Below are 19,197 nucleotides of genomic sequence, written 5' to 3'. Positions count from 1 at the left end.
GCATGGCGCCGGCTAGGCCGGCGTTACTGCAGCGTCAGCTTGCTTTCCAGGCGGATGTCGTCGGAGGCGGAGCCCAGCATGAGCTGGAAGTCGCCGGGCTCGGCCTGCCACTGCAGCTTGCTGTTATAGAAAGCCAGCTTGTCCTGGTTGATGGTGAAGGTGACGGTTTTAGTTTCGCCGGGCTTGAGGCTGATTTTCTGGAAATCAATCAGCTCCTTGAGCGGCCGCGTTACCGAGGCCACCAGGTCGCGCAGGTAGAGCTGCACTACTTCTTCGCCGGCCACTTTGCCGGTGTTGGTCACGGTGCACTGCAGCGTCACCGTTTGGCCGGCGGTCATGGTGGGCTGGCTGAGCTTCAGGCCGTCGTACTTGAACGAGGTGTAGCTCAGGCCGTGGCCGAAGGCGTAGCGCGGGGTGTTGGGCGAGTCGATGTAGGCCGACTTGTAGCGGATGTCGCCGGGCTTGGTGACGGGGCGGCCGGTGTTGTAGAGCTGGTAGCTGATCGGAATCTGGCCCACCGAGCGGGGGAAGGTGCTCGGCAGCTTCCCGCTGGGGTTGTAGTCGCCGAAGAGCACGTCGGCCAAGGCATTGCCGCCCTCTGCGCCGGGCCACCAGGCGTACACAATGGCGTCGGCCTGGTCGGCAATCTGGTTGAACACCAGCGGGCGGCCGGCCATCAGCACCACCACCACGGGCTTGCCGGTGGCTTTCAGGGCGTGGAACAGCTCGTTCTGCACGCCGGGTAGGCCGATGTCGGTGCGCGACTTGGCCTCGCCGCTCATGTCCCAGGTTTCGCCCACGCAGAGCACCACCACGTCGGAGGCCTTGGCGGCTTCGACGGCCTGGGCGAAGCCGGTGCGGGAGTCGCCCTGCACCTCGCAGCCCTTGGCGTAGCGTACGGTGGCGTTTTTGCCGGCGCGGCGGGTCAGGCCCTCGTGCACCGAGGTAATCTGGGCGGTATCGGCCAGCACCACCCAGCTGCCGGCCAGGTCGCGCTTGGCCTTGGCCAGCGGGCCGATGAGGGCAATGCTGCGCGGCTGGGCCAGCGGCAGCGTGCTGTTCTCGTTCTTCAGCAGCACCATAGCCTTGCGGGCGATGTCGCGGGCGGCTGCGCGGTGCTGCGGGTCGCTGAGCACCTGCTTTTCGCGCTGCTCGTCCGAGAAACGGTAGGGGTCATCAAACAAACCCAGCTCGAACTTCTTGCGCAGGATGCGGCGCACGGCGTCGTCGAGCAGGGCCTTATCGGCCGTGCCGGCCTGGATGGACTGGGCCAGCGTGGTGTGGTAGGAGTCGCTTTCCATGTCCATGTCGGAGCCGGCGGCCAGGGCTTTGCGGGCGGCGTCGGCCTTGTCCTGGGCGTAGCCCCAGTTCACCATCTCGCCGATGCTGCCCCAGTCCGACACCACGAAGCCGGGGTATTTCCACTGGCCCTTCAGAATGTCGCGCTGCAAGTAGGCGTTGCCGGTGGCCGGGATGCCGTTGAGCGTGTTGAAGGAGTTCATGAAAGTGGCCGCGCCCGCGTCGGCGGCGGCCCGGAAGGGCGGCAGGTAGGTTTGCCAGAGCTGCTGCTCGCTCAGGTCGACGGCATTGTACTCGCGGCCGGCAATGGCGGCGCCGTAGGCCGCGAAGTGCTTGGCGCAGGCCATGACGGCGTCGGTGCCGCCGAGCTTCTCGCCCTGGAAGCCCAGCACCCGGGCGCGGGCAATCTGGGAACCGAGGTAGGTGTCTTCGCCGGCGCCTTCCATCACGCGGCCCCAGCGCGGGTCGCGGCCCACGTCCACCATCGGCGCGAAGGTCCAGTGGATGCCCGAGGCGGCGGCTTCGCGGGCCGCTACGTGGGCCGACTGCCGGATGGCGGCCAGGTCCCAGCTGGCGGCTTCGGCCAGCGGAATCGGGAAGACCGTCTGGTAGCCGTGGATAACGTCGAGGGAGAAGAGCAGCGGAATCTTGAGCCGCGACTTCAGCGCCTCGGCCTGGATGAGGCGGGTGTCGGCCACGCCCTTCACGTTCAGCATCGACCCGACCTGGCCCGAGCGGATGCTGTTGAGCAGGTCGTTTTTGCGGTTGCTGGCCGGGCCGGTCACTTCGCGGCCGGAGTACTGGTTGAGCTGGCCGATTTTTTCCTCCAGCGTCATCTGCGCCAGCAGCGCGTCGATGCGCTTTTCGATGTCGGCGGCGGAAATCGTCGGGACGGTCGAGGCGGCCGGCGTGGCTGAAGTGGTGGTTTTCTTGACCTTCACCTTGGTTTTCTGGGCCAGCGCGGCGGGCGAGGCGGCCAGCAGCAGGCCGAGGAGCAAGAGGTGGGACGGACGGTAGGCGGGCATTTGTGTCGGGGGTAAGAGCCGTGGTGAGACGGCAAAAAAACGGGTTGTTGAACTCACTGGCGGCTGCTGGCTACAACTGCTTCATCGGCGCCGGCACCCCACTCACTAAGGTGCGCGGCCCCTGTTCCCTGCGAAACAGCTGCTTTTCCCATTCCCCAATGCGGCCGGCAGCCGCCAGGTGAGTCAACAAGATAGGACCCCACCCCCGGCCCCTCCCCTCCGGGAGAGGGGTGCGTTCTGACGCTGAAGTCGTCTGGCACCCCTCTCCCGGAGGGGAGGGGCCGGGGGTGGGGTTATTTCAGCGCCTCCACGATGCCGTCGTAGGCGGGCTTTTTCTGGTACTGGTCGTCGAAGGGCAGGGGCCAGTCGGGGCAGTTGCAGTCGGCGCGCACCCAGGAGTCGGCGTCGGTGACGTTCCAGGTGGTGAGGCCGAAGCGCTGGGCGGCGGGCAGGGCGTTGTAGGTCTGCACGATGAGTCTGTACTTGGCTTTCTGAGCGTCGGCCAGGGTGCTGGTCCAGGTGAGGCCGGCGGTTTTGCCAGGGTTCATGGCCACGTCCAGCTCCGAAATGTGCACCAGCAGCCCCGTTTGGGCGGCCGAGGTAATGGCGGTGGCCAGGTTGGCGTCGGCGCGGTTGCTGTTGGTGTGCATTTGCAAGCCGATGCCATCGATGGGAATGCCGCGGCTTTTGAGGCCGGTGACCAGGTTCAGAATGGCCGTGCGCTTGGTAGGACCGTACTCGTGGCCGTAGTCGTTGTAAAACAGCTTGGCGTCGGGGTCGGCCTGGCGGGCGTACTGGAAGGCGCGGGCAATGTAGTCGGGGCCGAGGTGCTGGCGCCACACGCTGGGGCGCAGGGTGCCGTCTTCGGCTATGGCTTCGTTCACCACGTCCCAGGAAACTACCTGCCCGCGGAAGTGGCCCACCACGGTCTGGATGTGGGTCTTCATCAGGTTTTCCCAAGCTGTGGAGTCACCCTGGAAGTTGGTCACCCAGCTGGGCAGCGAGTTGTGCCAGATGAGGGTGTGACCGTGCACGCGGGCGTTGTTCTGCTGCGCAAACTGCATCAGGTAGTCAGCGTCGGGCCAGGTGTAAGTGTTCTGGTCGGGGTGCAGGCTGCGAAATTTCATGGCGTTTTCGCCCGTCACGCTGCGGTACTCGCGCACCACCAGAGCGCGGTAGGCGGCGTTGCTGCGGAGCAGACTCACATTCACCGCTGCCCCGAAGGGAAACGCGGCTTCGCGCAGGCTGCCCAGCGACGGAGCCGGGGTGGGTGCTGGGTCGGTGGCGGTGTTCTTGCTGCCGCACTGGGCCAGCAGCAACAGGGCCGCGCTCAAAGCGAAAACGACGGGTTTGTTCACGGCTGCGGGCGTTGGCGGTGGTCGAAATAGTCAGCAAGGCGGTACATCTGCTGATTCAGCTCGCGCATCTGGTCCACCAGCGGCTGGTAGGGCTGGAACTCGATGTCCACGATGCCCTTGTTGGCGTTGGTGTTGGAGGGCTCGGCGTTGGGTTCCTGCGGGTCGTTGTCCTGGTACTTAAACCAGTGCCAGCCCACGCAATTCTTCGATTCCAGCAAGCCCAGCGTGAAGTTCTGGTAGAAGCGGCCCCGGTCGGCCTGAGTGCGGACGACCCAGCCGGCGCCGGCGGTGTTGGCCAGGCCGGGCGCGTCTTCGCCTTTCACGTACCATTCGGTCACCATGAAGGGCTTCTGGGCCAGCTTTTCCCATTCGCTTACCCACCGGGGCTCGGGAGTCCAGTTATTGTAGTAGTTGATGCTGACCACGTCCACGTACTTGCCGGTCACCTGGATCAGCTCGGGGTAGTAGCGCTGGGCGCCGTGGAAGCGGCAGCCGAGGTACATGTGGTTGGGGTCGTTCTTCTTCAGCGCCTTGGCCACCGTGCTGAAGTAACGCTCTGCCACGAAGGCCAGGAAATCCTGGCGGTTCTGGTCGGTTATGGTTTCCAGGGTGATGTTGCGCGCGTCGGCCCACTGTTTGGCGGCCTGGTAGCCGGGCTCGGTTTGGGGCAGCTTGAGGTAGCCGTCGAGGTTTTTGCGCAGCAGCGGCATCTCGTTGTCGGAGAAGTAGCCGAACAGGTTCCGGTCGTCCTTGTACTTGCTGAGCTGCCGGGCGTACTCCTCGCAGAACTCGGCAAAGCCCGGGTCGAAGGCGAAGATGACGTCGTTGGGGTAGCCCTTGTGGCCGGGCTGCTGGTAGGTGCCGCCGCGCTTTTCCCCGTACTTGCTCATGAAGTCCAGGTTCACGGTGTAGGCCAGGGGCCGGTCGGCCTTGGCGTTTTCCGCCCGGATTTCCTCGTTGGCCGACCACGCGCCCGCGCCGTTGAAGCCGTTGTCGAGCAGCAGCTTGCGGGTCCGCGTCATCCAGCCCGCCTTGTCGCCGAACTTCGCCTTCAGCGCCTTTTGGTTGCGCTCCGAGCCGTTGGGCTGCAGGTTATTCTGGGCGTTGTGCAGGAAAAAGTAGCCGTCCGGGTCCACGGCCCACCAGCGCCCGTCCACCTTCTTCACGTAGTAGAAGCCCGTGGCCGTGGTACGCTTATCGAGCCGCCCGCCGTACTTGCTCAGCTTCGTCTTGCCCGGCTTGAAGTTTTTGAGCTGCCCGATGTTGCGCGTGGCGTAGCTCTTGTAGGGCGAAAACGAGGCCGTACCGTTGGTCTGGGAGTTGTTGAGCGTCTTCTTCGCGTCGACGCGCAGGGTGTACTCGGTGGTGTCGAGCTGCTGGGCCTGGGCGGCGAAGGTGAGCAGGAGCAGGGCTAGCAGGACCCCACCCCCGGCCCCTCCCCTCCGGGAGAGGGGGGCCAGACGACTAGCAAAGCAGCAAGTGGATTTATTCATTTGGTTTGACGTCAGAACGCACCCCTCTCCCGGAGGGGAGGGGCCGGGGGTGGGGTTAACGACCGTCGTATTTCTGGGCCATCTGGCGGTAGTACTCCTGCAGCACGTAGAAGGCCTTTTTCTTCGTGCCGGTGCTCGAAATCAGGCCTTTGCGGTTGAAGCCCTGCTGGTACACCGGGTGCTGCCGGCGGGTGGCGCGGAAGTCGGCCAGAATCCACGGCGTCATGCCGCGCAGGTTCTTGATGGTGCCCAGCATCTTGAGCTGGTTCACGTACAGCGCCTCCTGATACTCCTCGCTCCAGCGCGTGTCGGCGTCGGCGTGGTAGCCGGCCAGCGCGTCGCCGCCAAACTCACTGATGGTGACGGGCTTGTTGTACTTGATGTCGAAGGTGTACTTGGTGATTTCACCGGGCTTGCCGCCCCAGTACCAGCCGGCGTACTCGTTGATGCTGGTCAGGTCGAGAAACTCGCCCAGCGGGTCGTCCACGTGGATGACGTTGTCGGGGGTGCGGTGCAGTTCCAGGGCGGCCGAGAGCAGGCGGGTGTCGTCCAGCGAGCGGGCTTTCTTCACCAGGTTGGTCATGAACTGCAGGCGCGGCTCGCTCAGCGGCGTCTCGTTGCCTACCGACCAGACGACGATGCTGGCGCGGTTTTTCCCCATAGCCATCAGGTCCGTAAGCTGCTGCTCGGCGTTCTGGTAGGTGGCGGGGTTCTGCCAGGCAATAGTCCAGTACACCGGCACCTCGGCCCACACCAGCAGGCCCATTTCGTCGGCCAGCTTGAGCATGGTTTCGTTGTGCGGGTAGTGGGCCAGGCGCACGTAGTTGCAGCCTAGTTCCTTGGCCCAGGTCAGCAGCATGCGCAAATCCCCCTCACCCCGGGCCCGGCCCGGAATCAGCGGGTTCTCGTCGTGCATCGAAATGCCGCGCATGAAGATGCTCTTGCCGTTCAGCAAAATGTCCGCGCCCTTGGTTTCGATGGTGCGGAAGCCGATGCGGTCCTGCACCTGGTCGGCGCCGGTGCTGAGCGTCACCGCGTACAGCTTGGGCGTCTGCGGCGACCAAAGCGTGAGCTTCCTGGCCGGCACCGAGAAGGTAGCGCGGCCCTCGTCGTCGGTTTTCACCTGCTGCGTCAGCTTGGCTTCCGGAATGCTCAGCGTCACCGTCTGGCCCGCTTTGGCATCCCCCGTCAGCTGCACGAAGCCGCTGATCTGGCCCATGTTGCCCTTGGCCAGCTGCACTTTGTAGTCGCTAATGAAGGTCTGCGGGGTTTCGGCCACGAACACGTCGCGGGTCATGCCGCCGTAGTTCCACCAGTCGGTGTTGATGGTCGGCACCTCGTCGGGGCGGCGGGTGTTGTCGGCCTTCACCACCACGAAGTTTTCCCCGTCCGGATTCAGCCGGTCGGTAATGTCGTACTGAATCGGGGTGAAGCCGCCCTTGTGCATGCCGAGCTTCTTGCCGTTCAGGTACACGTGCGCCTCGTAGTTGATGGCCCCGAAATACAGGTGGTAGCGCTTGCCGGGGGCGGGCTTCAGCTGGAAGCTTTTCTTGTACCAGATGGTGCCCTCGTAGTACAGCAGCTCCGGCCGCTGGGAGTTCCAGTCGCCGGGCACCTGCAGGGCGTCGGCGTGGTCGAAGTCGTACTCAATCAGCTCGGTCTCCTGCCGGGAGCTGGGCTTCTGGTTGTCGTAGTAGCCGCCCTTGCCGCTTTTCGACTGGTCGAAGGCCTCGCGGCGGTAGTCGTAGAAGCCGTTTTCGTAGGGGTCGATGATGTAGTTCCAGCGGCCGTTCAGGCTCAGCACCCGGCGGCCGGGCGCGTTCTGAATCAGCGTGGACTGGGCCAGCAGCGGCTGGGTGATGAAAGCGCCGGCCAGCAGCAGGGCGGCCGTGGCCAGCGTCTTCAGCGAGGTGGGGAAAGTCATGTACAAGCAGTGAATGAGTGGATGAGCGAATGGGTAATTAAGTGGAATCTGAGGAGTCTATTTGAGCAATACCGCGCTGGCCAGGTGTCAAACTCACTCCATCACTCATTCGCTCATTCACCACTTAGTTATAGCCCGGGTTCTGAGTCAGTTTCGGGTTGGTCTGGATTTCCTGCAGCGGAATCGGGAACAGCAGGTCGTTCTGGTCGACGCGGGTGGTGGAGTTGGTTTTGGTGAAGAAGGCGTTCATCACCGGGATGGCGCGGTCGGTGCGCACGAGGTCAAACCAGCGGTGGCCTTCCATGCTCAGCTCCAGGCGGCGTTCCAGTTCCAAGCGGCTGCGCAGGGCCTCGCGGGTGGTGCTGGCGGGCAGGTCCACGGTGGCGTTGGCGGTGTTTGCCGGCAGGTTGCGCGAGCGACGGATTACCTGGTTTACGGCGCTTAGGGCCGGGGCGCTCGGGCCGGCGGCCTCGTTCACAGCCTCAACGTACAGCAGTAGCACATCGGCGTAGCGCAGCACAATCCAGTCATTTTCGGCGTCGGTGGAGCTGGTGGGCGTGTCAATGTACTTCTTGGTATAGTAACCCAGAGTAGTGGCCGCGCCGGCCGGCAGCACGTAGGAGGTGGCCGCGCGTACGTCGGAAGTGCCACTGGCCTGGAAGGCCGCTACCAGGTCAGCATCCACGGTGTTGAACTGCTGGCCGGTAAAGGCCGCGCCAATCAGGGAGGTGGTTTGAGCAGTAGTATAAGCCGGCATAAACCACGTGGTGAAGCCACTGCCAATACCCAAACCACCTTTGGAGTAGCGCACCGCAAACAGAATCTCGCTGTTCATCTCATTTGTGGTGGCGAAGATGTTGGCGTAGGTGGCCTGCAGGGTGTAGGTATTGGCGTCGATAACCTGCTTGAGCTTGGCAGCGGCCTCGGCGTATTTCTTCTGGGTAAGCAGCACCTTGCCTAGCAAGCCCTGCGCAGCGCCTTTGGTGGCCCGGCCCAGGTTCACGCCGGTTTGCGCGGTGGGTAGGTTAGTTTCGGCGAAGGCGAGGTCTTCCTCAATTTGGGCGTACACCTGCGCTTGCGGCGTGCGGCCAAACTCATAGGCATCCGAAATGGAGGCAATTTCGCGGGTGACCAGCGGCACGTCGCCCCAAATCCGTACGGCGTTAAAGTACGCTAGCGCCCGAATGAAGCGCACCTCGGCAAACAGCCGGTTGCGGGTAGCCTCGGTAAGTTTAATGTCGCCGCCCCGGCTCAGGACAATGTTGCAGCGGGCAATGGTGCGGTAGGTTACCAGCCACTGGCTCTGCAGGCGCGGATTGTCGCTGATGACGGTGAAGTCGTTGAACTCGTTGAGCCGCTCGCCCGAGGTGAGGGCGTAGCTGTTGTCGGAGGGCAGCTCGCCGAACACGAACAGGCCCCGGTTGTTGGCGGCGGCCTTGCCGTACACGTCCTGCAAGGAGGCGTAAGCAGCCGTTACGCCCGTCACTAGGCTCAGGGAATCGGTGTAGCCCTCCGAGGTGGGCAGGCGGGTAGGGTCGTTCAGGTCAATGAAGTCCTTGCTGCAGGAGGTGGTACCCAGGGCGGCCAGGCCTAGCAGCGCCGCTACGCCCGCTCCAGTAACTATCTGTTTGTAGTCGAATGTCATGGTGGGAAGGAAAGTGAGTTTCTAGTTGCTTGTTTCTGGTTGCTGGTTTTTGAGCTACGGGCAGCAATCAACTAGAAACCCAAAACCAGAAACTAGAAACCTAATTGAACGCCCAGGGTGAGGGTGCGGGCCATGGGGTAGGCACCCTGGTCCACGCCGTACGTGGGGGTAGTGGAGTTGCCGTAGTTGTTGGCCTCGGGGTTGTAGCCGAAGTACTTCGTGAACGTGTACAGGTTCTGAATGCTGGTGTAGATGCTGGCGCTCTGCAGCTTGGCTTTCTGGGCCCAGTCGGTGGGCACGTTGTAGCGCAGGGTCACGTTGCGGATGCGCAGGAAGGAGGCGTCGTGCACGAAGTAGGAGTTGAACTGGGTGCGCAGCGAGCCGGCCGAGGTAGCCAGCGGCGTTTTGCCGTCGCCGGGGTTGTCGGGACTGCGCCAGCGGTTTACCCACTCTTTGCGCCCGTTGGTGCCGCCGCCCCCGTTGATGGTGTACCGGTCGGTGCCGTTCAGCACGTCGTTGCCCTGGGAGCCCTGCAGCGTAACGGCCAGCGAGAAGGCTTTGTACCCAAACGTGTTCTGCAGGCCGTAGGTGAAGTTGGGAAAGGGGTTGCCAATCACCCCAATATCCTGGGAGTTGATCTGCCCGTCGCCGTTGATGTCCTTGAACTTCAGGTCGCCGGGCACCACTTTGGTGTTGCTGGCCGTCCATTTGGGGCTGCCATCAATATCGGCCTGGTCCCGGTACACGCCCTCCTGGGTGTAGCCGTAAAACACGCCCAGCGGCTGGCCCGGCACCACCCGGATAGAGCTGGTGTAGCCAAACACCGCATCAAACGTGATTTGCTCATTAGCCCCGGCCAGGGCCAGTACTTCGTTGCGGTTGAAGGTGAGGTTGGCCGACGTGCTCCAGGTAAAGTTGCCCTTCACCACGTTGGCCGTGTTCAGCTGAAACTCCAGGCCTCGGTTGCGCACCTCGCCCACGTTGGCCAAAGCCCGCGACGAGAAGCCCAGAATAGCCGGGATGTTGCGGTTGAGCAGCAGATCGGTGGTGTTGCGCTGGTAGGCGGCGGCCGTCAGGTAGATGCGGTCCTGGAACAAGCCCAGGTCAAAGCCGGCATCAAACTGCGTATTGGTTTCCCAACCCAAGTTACGCAGGGCCACGCCGTTGGGCGAGAAGCCATAGGCGCGGGTGCCGTTGCCGGTGCCAAACACATAGTTGGCCGGCTCCTGGTAGCTCTGGTAGTTGTAGTCGCCGATGTTGTTGTTGCCGGTTACCCCGTAGGAAGCCCGCAGCTTCAACTCCGAAATGGTGGGGAACTGCTTGATGAAGCTTTCCTCGGCCACGCGCCACGCCAGCGCCACTGAGGGGAACATAGCGTAGCGGTTATCGGGTCCGAAGCGGGAGCTACCATCGGAACGCAGGGCAGCCGTGAGGATGTACCGCTCCTTAAAGGCGTAATCAACCCGGCCGAACACCGAGGTCAGCGCGTTTTCGTTGTTGTAGAGGTTCGTGCCCAGCACCTGCCCAGCGGCGGTGGGGTACTGAATATCGGTGTTGGTGTAGGTGCCGGTCTGGCCCACTACGGTATTACCTTCCGAAGTATTGTACTGGGCCGCGTAGCCCGCCAGCAGCGTGAGGTTGTGGCTGGTGCCGAAGGTGCGGTTGTAGGTGGCCGTGTTTTCCCACACCCAGTTCATGTTGGTGCCGTTGATGCGTCGGGCATCCACGTTGTTCAGCACTGGGTTGGAGAGGTTGGCCGATTGGTTGCCGGCCGTGCCCAGCGTGGCGGGCACGTAAATGCCCCGACGCGAATTCAGCAGCTCCGCCCCAAAGTTGGTGCGCAGGTTCAGGCCCTTAATTACCTCGAAATCCAGGAAGGTGCTGCCCAGGGCCCGAATTGTGTTGTTGCGGTCCTGGTACAAATCCAGCGGAGCCACGGGGCTCAGCAGGTCGCCGGGGTTGGTGAGGGCGTTGTTGGTGCCGGTTTTCAGGCCAGCGTAGTCGCCGTTGGGCAGGCGAACGGGCACAATGGAGGGCATAATGAAGGCGGCCGTTATGGCGCCGGTTTCGCCGCCGGGGCCACCACCCGTAATGTTGCCGCCGTTGTAGCTGCCCGAGGCGGGTACCACATCCGTGCGCGAGAAGTTGGGCGCTAAGCTCAGGCCCAGTTTCAGCTTGGGGCTCAGCTGGGCGTCATAGTTAGCGCGCAGCGAAAACCGCTCGAAGCCCGAGCCTTTCAGCGTGCCGGTTTGCTTGAAGTAGCCGCCCGATATGTAAAAGCGCGACTTATCCGTGCCGCCCGAGGCCGACAGCTGGTACTGCTGCTGCACCCCGGTCCGGAAAATCTCATCCTGCCAGTTGGTGTTGGGCAGCTCGGGGGCACCGGGCTGCAGGTTGGCCGGAATGGCTTTGTTGCCGTTAGTGAAAGAGTCGCGGAGGTAGTCCAGAAACTCGTCCCGGTCCATCAGGTCCACGCGCTTGGCCACCTGCTGAATGCCGGTGTTGGCCGTAAAGTTGAAACGAGTTTTGCCATCGGCACGGCCCCGCTTGGTGGTCACAATCACAATGCCGTTGCCCCCGCGCGAGCCGTAAATGGCGCTGGCCGCCGCGTCCTTCAGAATCTGGATGCTCTGGATGTCGCCGGGCGGAATCTGGTAGTAGCTGTCGGGCGAGTTCAGGGGGTAGCCATCCACCACGTACAGCGGGTTATTGCCGGCCGTAATGGAGCCCAGCCCCCGCACCCGAATTACGGCGCCCGCGCCCGGCTCCCCGGAGGGCTCGGTAATCTGCGCGCCCGCCACCAGGCCCACCAGCGCCTCGGAGGGCGAGGCCACCGGAATCAGCTCCACCTGCTTGGCCGATATAGAGGCTACCGACGTGGCCAGCAGCTTTTTCTCCTGCACCCCATAGCCCACAACCACTACCTCGCTCAGCGTTTTGTTGTCGGGGGCCAGCGTAATGTTCACCGCGTCCCGGCCGTTCACGGCCACTTCCTGGGGCAGGTAGCCGATAAAGCTGAACACCAGCGTGGCGTTGTCGGCCACTTTGAGGGAGTAACGACCGTTGGGGTCGGTTTGGGTGCCGTTGCTGGTGCCTTTTACTACTACATTCACGCCGGGCAGGCCCTGGCCTTTTTCGTCCACTACGCGCCCCTTCACGGTAACATCGGCGAGGCGGGCGGGAGTGGGGGCGTGCAGGCTAACCGGGGCAGCCTGCGCCGCCGGGGCCAGGCCCGCGCCCAGCGTCGGCAGCAGCGCCAGTGGGGCGGCGGCGCGGCGGAACGGAAAGGGGGGTAGTAAACGGGTCATAGGGTGTGGGAATTGGTGATTGGCAATACCGGCAGCGTTTCAGCAGGAAGCTATCCTTCTTCACCAGCTAGTAGGTGAGTGCTTGATAACCCCCGGTTTGGGAGGACGCTGCCCGTAGTAAAAACGCGGCCTTAGGGGGTGTTTCTACACTGCTAAGTACATAGCAACCGACCTTGGTTGGAACACCTCTGCCCGAGTTTATCTACGTAACCGTTTGCGGAAATTCGGCTCGAAAACTCAACAGTAAGCCCGCAAATGACTCTTGGGTGAGTGAACCATTACTTGCAGTCTGCGGATGCTGGGATGGGGCAGCCACTTCCTTGGCTGACCAAAATCCGCTAGTTTTAGCCCTAGTACTTAGTCGTGTTTTTCAATGCCCCCGGTTAATCTGAAGCGGCTTGCGCAGGAGCTGAACCTGTCCATTGCCACAGTTTCCAGAGCCCTGCAGGATAGTCATGAGGTATCCGCCAAAACCAAGGAGCGGGTGCGCGCCCTGGCCGATTCGTTGGGCTATCAGCCCAACGCCTACGCCAGCAGCCTACGCGGCAACATCAGCAAAACCATTGGGGTGGTTATTCCGGAAGTCGATAACCACTTCTTCTCCCTAGCCATCAACGGCATTGAGGAAGTAGCCCGCCAGAATGATTACCACGTCCTCATCTACCTCACCCACGACGACTACGAGCGGGAGGTGGCCATTACGCAGTACCTCACCGGTGGCCGCGCCGATGGGCTGCTGATGTCGGTAGCCAGTGGCAGCCACGACTTTTCGCACCTAGAAAAGCTGTACGCCAGCAAGCCTGCCCTGGTATTTTTTGATCGGGTATACGAAGGACTGGGCACGGCTTCCGTTACCACCAACGACTACGAAAGCGGCCACCAGGCCACCCGCCACCTGCTGGAAGCCGGTTGCCGCCACATTGCCCATTTGTCCCTGTCCAATAGCCTGTCCATTGGGCGGATGCGGCTGCAGGGCTATCAAGCTGCTTTACACGAAGCCGGCATTCCCTTCGATGAAACCCTGGTGCTCACCGGCGACGGTGACGACGACCACAACACCGGCCTGATTACCGACCTGCTGGCGGCCCGGCCCGAGATAGACGGAATTTTTGCCTCCGTGGAGCGGCTGGCTATCAGTAGCTACCTGGCCTGCCAGCAGCTGGGCCGCATCATTCCTGACGAAGTACGTATCATCGGGTTTTCCAATTTGGGCGTGGCGGCTCTACTGGCCCCACCACTCACCACCATCCGGCAGCCCGCCTACGAGATTGGGCAGGAGGCCGCCCGCATTCTGCTGCGGGCCATTGAGCGCAAAAAGGCCGTGCTACCCAGTCAGAGCCGCGTGCTGAAGTCGGAGCTGGTAGCGCGCCAATCCACGGCAGCCAAGGCCAAGCCGGGGGCAGCTAGTTTGGCAGAGTAAATAGCGGCAGCGGCTTCAGGCGGGCATACTTGCCGCCCAGCTGCTCCAGTTCCGCCGCGTGCACCTGCAGGTAGTTGTTGAACCGGGTAGCGGCCTCGTCGTAGCGCACCCGGAAGGTCACTAAATCGGTGTCGGCCGTCTGAATGCGGGCCGTGAGCTGCTCCAGCACCGAGCCGGGTGCCGGCTGGTTGGGTACCAGCCCGTACACCACCCGCAGCAACGAGTCCTGGGCGGTATCGTAGGCATCAATCCGCGCCGATTCGGCCATCGACTGGCGCGTGTAGCGCAGGCGCGGTAGCCGGTCGTTGGCGTATTGTAGCTGCGCCAGTTGCTGGCGGTTGGCGGTGGGCTGGGCCGTAAGCTCCCGCAGGAGCTGGCGCGTGTCGCGCAACTTGGCATCGTCGGAGGCCAGCATTTCGGTCCAGCGGGCATCCACGCTGTCCTGCAAAATGTTGAGCTGCACCTTCACCGCCTGCGCCGAAGCGGGGTCGATGGGCTTGGATGAACGGTTGCAGCCGAGGGAGACCAACAGAACTAACGACAAGAAGTAGGCAGAAGCGCGGGACATAGAAAATGCAGTACGGAAACAAGGATAACCGCTCAACGAAAAACAATCCAAAATCAATCAAAAATAGAGCAGAGTTGTGCGCCTCCGCTCCAACTGGTCAGGCAGCCGCACTGGCTCAATGAAGTGTCACTGTGTGCGCTACTCCGGCCGTGGCGGCATGGTTAGGGGCAGGAGAGAGGATAGCCTGAGTAGAGAATTTTTTCAGCTTGTTGTTGCTAACTTATTGTTAAATTGATAGTTGGCTTACAGGCTGAACAGTAAATAAATGGCGTAAGCTGGTTTTTTACTGTCTTGGCGTTGTCCAGTCCCAGCGTAATTGCCCTATCTTTGCCATCAGTTCATCCACACCTTTTCCGAAATTAAGCGCATGAAAAAGAGCTACATGCTGGCTTCGGCCTTAGTATTTGCTGCGGCTACTACCTCGTTTGGCCAAGGCACCGAGCTGTTCCTTTCCGAATACATTGAGGGTGCCCACCAGTCGGGCGTTAACTACGGTGGAGCCGCCAACTCTACCGGTAACGAGCGTTGCCTCGAAATCTTCAACCCCACCACCACAGCCGTGAACCTGGACCCGTACTCGGTGCGTCGCTATTCCAACGGCTCTACCACCGTTACGGAAGAGGAGAAACTGCAGCGCGCTACCGGCTCTAACACACTGAGCCCCACCGATGTATTCGTGTACGCCAACGGTGAAGCTACGCTTCCCCAGATTCTGACCAACGCCGACCAGCTGGGTGCCAAGTACCAAACTCCCGGCCCGAACACTATCAAAACCGGTGGCGTAGGCTACTTCAACGGCGACGACGCCGTGGCGCTGGTACGCTGGACGGGTGCCGTAGCGGGTCAGGGTACGCCTATCCTGATTGACATTTTCGGTGTTATCGGCGAGCAGCCGCTGACTGGCTGGGGCAGCAACTCCACCGTGTACTCGGCCAACATGTCGCTGAAGCGCAAGGCTACGGTATCTACCGGCGTGCGCACCAGCCCGGCCGTTGGCAGCAACTGGACGCCCGCTACCGAGTGGGAAGCCTATTCTTCGGCCTACGATTTGTCGACCACGCCCGTATCGACGAAGCCGGAGAAGCAGAGCTACGCCCGCCTGGGTGAGCACACCGACTACACCGGCCCCTTCGGCTCCTACGCCCCGCTGAAAACACTGGAGAAATTCAACTCGGCCATTAGCGTGTTCCCGAATCCGGCTTCGGGCCAGGCGTTCGTACAAATCAAAGGCGCTAAAGTAGGTTCGGTGGCCGTAATCAACGGCTTGGGCCAGAACATTTCGGCTACGCCCCGCGGCCTGAGCGAAGAAAACGTAACGCTGGACATTTCGCGCCTCACGCCCGGTCTGTACTTCGTGCAGTTCATCTCGCAGGATGGTCAGCTGAAAGTGTACAAAGAGCTGATGGTGAAATAATTTCACTGCGCAGCCTTACGGCACATCACTCAACCGCCGCTCCGGGATACGGAGCGGCGGTTTTTGTTTGCCGGTAGCTCCCGCATCCCACTCTACTGGTTTTGTACCTTTGCGCCTCGGCAACACCGTATAGTGGTTTCTGCATCACCATTCGGCTCGCATCCGCTCAATTTGTAGTTATTATGACACCTCTGGATAAAGTAGGAGAGTTTGGCCTGATTCGCCGGATTCAGGAAACCGTGCAGCTCACCCAGCCCAGCACCGTGCTGGGCATCGGCGACGACGCCGCCATTCTGGCCCCGCCGGCCGGGCAGGAAATGGTTATCAGCACCGATTTGCTGGTGGAAGGCGTGCACTTCGACCTCACGTTCTGCCCCCTCAAACACCTGGGCTACAAAGCCGTGGCCGTAAACGTATCGGATGTGGCCGCTATGAACGCCACGCCCTCCCAGATTGTAGTGGCCGTGAGCGTGCCCGCCCGGTTCTCGGTGGAGGCCGTGGAGGAATTATATGAAGGAATTCGTTTGGCCTGCGAGGCCTACAACGTGGATTTGGTAGGCGGCGACACCACCGGCAGCCGCTCCGGCCTTACCATCAGCATTACGGCCCTGGGGCTGGCCGAAGCCGGCAAAGCCGTGCGACGCAGCGGAGCCGGAGCCAACGACCTGCTCTGCGTAACCGGCGACCTGGGCGGAGCCTACCTGGGCCTGCAGGTGCTGGAGCGCGAAAAGCAGGCCTGGCAAGCTGACCCCGAAACCCAACCCGAACTCGGCAAATACCCCTACGTACTGCAGCGCCAGCTTCGGCCCGAGGCCCGCATGGACGTAGTGCATGAGCTGCGCGACCTGGGCGTGGTGCCCACCAGCATGATTGACATTTCCGACGGGCTGGCCTCCGAGGTGCTGCACCTCTGCCAGGCCAGCGGCACCGGGGCGCGCGTGTTCACCGAAAACCTGCCTATTGCCAACCCCAGCCTAGAAGTGGCCAACGAGTTCAACCTCGACCCCATCATGTGCATGCTCAACGGGGGCGAAGACTACGAGCTGCTCTTCACCGTACCCCTCGCCGACCACGCCAAAATCAAAAACCACCCAGACATCACCATCATCGGCCACATGGTGGACAAGGGTGAGGGTGCCAACCTCATCACCAAAACCGGCCAGCCCATCCCGTTGCGCGCCCAGGGCTTTCAGCATTTTGGGTAGCAAGAGAGTAAGAAAGAACGGCGCTGATATATTATCAGCGCCGTTCTTTTTTGGAATCAGCAATCAGCTTGATGAGGATGCCTATCAACAGAACAATTAGAATACAACAGGCTAAATCAAGAAGAACTAGATCAAACCGAAACCAATTGTTACAGGTGTAGCATTTGCCGCTGGTGTTGGAATAAAATCGGAAAGGAAACCCGATTAGATTATAGCCGTCTGCTGCCCCATCCAAACGAGCTGTAACTAATGAGACTACAGCGAATAACAGTAGCGCGTAGACAGCTATTCTATACATTAATCCTCCGGGTAGGGCACGTACACAAAGTTGGTGAACTCCTCATCCAGCACGAACAGGCAGCAGTACTCGTCGGCGTCTTTGTAGGTCTGCTGGAAGTCCTCCACCTTCTCCAGCCCGATGACGCGCTGTTGCACCAGCATTTCGAGGTAGCTGGCAAACACGTGCCACTCCAGATTCAGTTCGTCGGCATTCACCAGCAGGCCGCCCAGCGGCACCTCCTGCCGGGCAAAGATGAAGATGGGATACTTGGAAATGTCCCGCTTCCGAATTTGGTAAGAGGCCTCCTTGAGCGTATCCGATACCGTGGCAAAATCCTTGGTGATGGTGCCCAAGTATTTGCCGTTCAGTTCAGGGTCGTTGGTGTAGTCCATGTAGTCAGCTTTTTACCGCAGTTGGGTTAGTAAAGCAGTGATTTTTTGAAGAATTGAACTGAAAATACTTATGGCTGGATTAGCGGGGCCATTAGGTAAACTGCTAGTTATTCTTCGCAGAAATAGAATATTTGGTTCAGTCAAGGAAAGAACAACGGCGCCAGTTAGGGTGCCTTCATCATCCTGTAACCACACTTCTATTCCGTTGTCTAAGTTTTTGTAAATCGCCTTTGCGTTCAACGCCCTGGCTACTGCTTCGAAGGAATTTGCCGCCGGACTGTTGTTGCCAGCCCAAACGCCTTCCAGATACCACATATCCGGCACCACGTTCCGCAGAACACCAATTTCTTGGTTCTGCCAGATAATAGACATCAGCTCATGGGCAGCCACAGTCAGTATTACTTCAACTCCAGCAGCACCACATTCTCCACGTGGTGGGTGTGGGGGAACATGTCCACGGGTTGCACTTTCACCACCTTATAGGCAGTGTCCAGCAGTTCCAAGTCGCGGGCTTGGGTGGCGGGGTTGCAGCTCACGTACACGATGCGGGGGGCGCGCATTTCCAGGAGGCGCTGCACCACGTCTTCGTGCATGCCGGCGCGGGGCGGGTCGGTGATGACCACGTCGGGGCGGCCGTGCTTCTCAATGAACTCAGCGTTGAGCACGTCCTTCATATCACCGGCGTAGAACTCGGTGTTGGTGGTGCCGTTGATTTCGGAGTTCACGCGGGCATCGGCCACGGCCTGCTCCACGTACTCCACGCCCACCACGTGGCGCGCCTGCCGCGACACGAAGTTGGCAATGGTGCCGGCCCCGGTGTAGAGGTCGTACACCAACTCGGTGCCCGTCAGCTGGGCAAAGTCGCGGGTGATTTTGTAGAGGTTGTAGGCTCCTTCGGAGTTGGTCTGGTAGAACGACTTGGGCCCCACGCGGAAGCGCAGACCTTCCATTTCCTCCTCGATGTAGGGCTTGCCTTTGTAGCACACCACCTCCAGGTCGTGGAAGGTTTCGTTGCCCTTGTCGTTGAGCACGTAGTTGAGGGAGGTAATCTGTGGGAACCGCTCGTAGATGTAGTCCAGCAGGGGCTCAATGGCCTGGTGCTGGCGGTAGCACTGCAGAATCACCATCAGCTCGCCGGTGCTGGCGGCCGTACGGATGATGAGGTTGCGCAGCAGCCCGGTTTGCTTGATGATGTTGCCGAAGCGCAGCATGTTCTCGCGGGCGTAGTCCCGGATGGCCAGGCGAATCTGGTTGCTGGGGTCGGGCTGCAGCCAGCAGTGGTTTACGTCGATGATTTTATCGAAGCGGGCGGGCGTGTGGAAGCCCAGCACGCGCCGGTCGTACTGCGTGGTGTCGTCCTTGATCTGTTCTTCCGTCAGCCAGCCCATGAAGCTGAAGGTGTACTCCAGCTTGTTGCGGTAGTAGGTTTGCTGGGGCGAGCCCTGGATGGGCAGCACCTGGGGAATTTCCACCTTGCCAATGCGCTGCAAGGTGTCTTCTACCTGCTGCTGCTTAAAGCGAAGCTGGGTTTCGTAGCCGATGTGCTGCCACTTGCAGCCCCCGCACACGCCGAAATGCTCGCAGAAGGGCTGCACGCGCAGCTCCGAGTACTTGTGGAAGTGCGTGGGCACGGCTTCCAGGAAGTTCTTTTTGCTGCGGGTGATGCGCAGGTCCACCACGTCGCCGGGGGCCACCTGCGTCACAAAAATTACCAGGTTCTCGTGGCGGACGATGCATTTGCCCTCGGCCACCATGTCCTGAATCTCAATATTGCGGAGCGCCTCCGCCGGAAGTTTTTTAGCTGCTTTACTCACGGCGGCAAAGGTAATCAGAGATTAGGCGGATTACTCAGCTTGTGCCGATTCG

General features: G+C 61.3%; 13 protein-coding genes. 3 read left to right on the top strand and 10 right to left on the bottom strand.

The genetic code is table 11. From position 1 onward, the window contains the following. Window positions 1-23: 23 nt before the first annotated feature. The 6 genes from bglX to LF252_RS09925 form a co-directional block, all read right to left on the bottom strand. Complete coding sequence (bglX, locus tag LF252_RS09950) at window positions 24-2,324, bottom strand: beta-glucosidase BglX (RefSeq protein WP_226269428.1); 2,301 nt, start codon at window positions 2,322-2,324, stop codon at window positions 24-26. A gap of 293 nt (window positions 2,325-2,617) precedes the next feature. Next, window positions 2,618-3,682, bottom strand: coding sequence for an endo-1,4-beta-xylanase (locus tag LF252_RS09945; protein ID WP_226269427.1), 1,065 nt, complete (start codon window positions 3,680-3,682; stop codon window positions 2,618-2,620). Next, window positions 3,679-5,175, bottom strand: a complete 1,497-nt coding sequence (locus LF252_RS09940) for a hypothetical protein (protein WP_226269426.1) — start codon at window positions 5,173-5,175, stop codon at window positions 3,679-3,681. Before LF252_RS09940 ends, LF252_RS09945 begins: the two co-directional genes overlap by 4 nt. Window positions 5,176-5,230: 55 nt before the next feature. Further along, window positions 5,231-7,099 carry a glycoside hydrolase family 2 protein gene (locus LF252_RS09935; protein ID WP_226269425.1) on the bottom strand — a complete coding sequence of 623 codons (1,869 nt, stop codon included), beginning with the start codon at window positions 7,097-7,099 and terminating at the stop codon, window positions 5,231-5,233. A gap of 124 nt (window positions 7,100-7,223) precedes the next feature. Next, a complete protein-coding gene (locus LF252_RS09930) occupies window positions 7,224-8,744 on the bottom strand; it encodes a RagB/SusD family nutrient uptake outer membrane protein (protein WP_226269424.1) in 1,521 nt (506 codons plus the stop codon). A gap of 92 nt (window positions 8,745-8,836) precedes the next feature. Further along, window positions 8,837-12,052 carry a SusC/RagA family TonB-linked outer membrane protein gene (locus LF252_RS09925; RefSeq protein ID WP_226269423.1) on the bottom strand — a complete coding sequence of 1,072 codons (3,216 nt, stop codon included), beginning with the start codon at window positions 12,050-12,052 and terminating at the stop codon, window positions 8,837-8,839. Window positions 12,053-12,425: 373 nt separating this feature from the next. Here LF252_RS09925 and LF252_RS09920 point away from each other — a divergent pair, with 373 nt between their 5' ends. After that, the gene (locus tag LF252_RS09920; RefSeq protein WP_226269422.1) at window positions 12,426-13,472 is read left to right on the top strand and encodes a LacI family DNA-binding transcriptional regulator; all 1,047 of its coding nucleotides are present in this window, start codon (window positions 12,426-12,428) and stop codon (window positions 13,470-13,472) included. On the opposite strand, the gene LF252_RS09915 is transcribed toward LF252_RS09920, so the two are convergent. Next, the gene (locus LF252_RS09915) at window positions 13,456-14,040 is read right to left on the bottom strand and encodes a hypothetical protein (RefSeq protein ID WP_226269421.1); all 585 of its coding nucleotides are present in this window, start codon (window positions 14,038-14,040) and stop codon (window positions 13,456-13,458) included. The two genes, LF252_RS09920 and LF252_RS09915, sit on opposite strands and share 17 nt — an antisense overlap. A 367-nt stretch (window positions 14,041-14,407) precedes the next feature. Here LF252_RS09915 and LF252_RS09910 point away from each other — a divergent pair, with 367 nt between their 5' ends. Together LF252_RS09910 and thiL are read left to right on the top strand one after the other, a co-directional pair. Continuing rightward, complete coding sequence (locus LF252_RS09910; RefSeq protein ID WP_226269420.1) at window positions 14,408-15,454, top strand: T9SS type A sorting domain-containing protein; 1,047 nt, start codon at window positions 14,408-14,410, stop codon at window positions 15,452-15,454. 182 nt (window positions 15,455-15,636) lie between these two features. Beyond that, window positions 15,637-16,659 (top strand): thiamine-phosphate kinase, encoded by a 1,023-nt coding sequence (thiL, locus tag LF252_RS09905; RefSeq protein WP_226269419.1) that lies wholly within the window; start codon window positions 15,637-15,639, stop codon window positions 16,657-16,659. A 297-nt stretch (window positions 16,660-16,956) separates the two neighbouring features. On the opposite strand, the gene LF252_RS09900 is transcribed toward thiL, so the two are convergent. From LF252_RS09900 to rlmD, 3 genes are read right to left on the bottom strand one after another with little or no spacing between them, the layout of a single operon-like run. Beyond that, on the bottom strand, window positions 16,957-17,331 hold the full coding sequence (locus LF252_RS09900; protein ID WP_226269418.1) for a hypothetical protein: 375 nt from the start codon (window positions 17,329-17,331) through the stop codon (window positions 16,957-16,959). A 12-nt stretch (window positions 17,332-17,343) separates the two neighbouring features. Beyond that, on the bottom strand, window positions 17,344-17,703 hold the full coding sequence (locus tag LF252_RS09895) for a hypothetical protein (protein ID WP_226269417.1): 360 nt from the start codon (window positions 17,701-17,703) through the stop codon (window positions 17,344-17,346). 26 nt (window positions 17,704-17,729) lie between these two features. Next, window positions 17,730-19,145 carry a 23S rRNA (uracil(1939)-C(5))-methyltransferase RlmD gene (rlmD, locus tag LF252_RS09890; RefSeq protein ID WP_394370401.1) on the bottom strand — a complete coding sequence of 472 codons (1,416 nt, stop codon included), beginning with the start codon at window positions 19,143-19,145 and terminating at the stop codon, window positions 17,730-17,732. Window positions 19,146-19,197: the final 52 nt, after the last annotated feature.

It is taken from the genome of Hymenobacter pini, from assembly GCF_020421205.1.
Lineage (GTDB): Bacteria > Bacteroidota > Bacteroidia > Cytophagales > Hymenobacteraceae > Hymenobacter > Hymenobacter pini.
The sequence above is the reverse complement of the archived record's forward strand: the minus strand, read 5'-3'. Positions and strand labels throughout refer to the sequence as shown.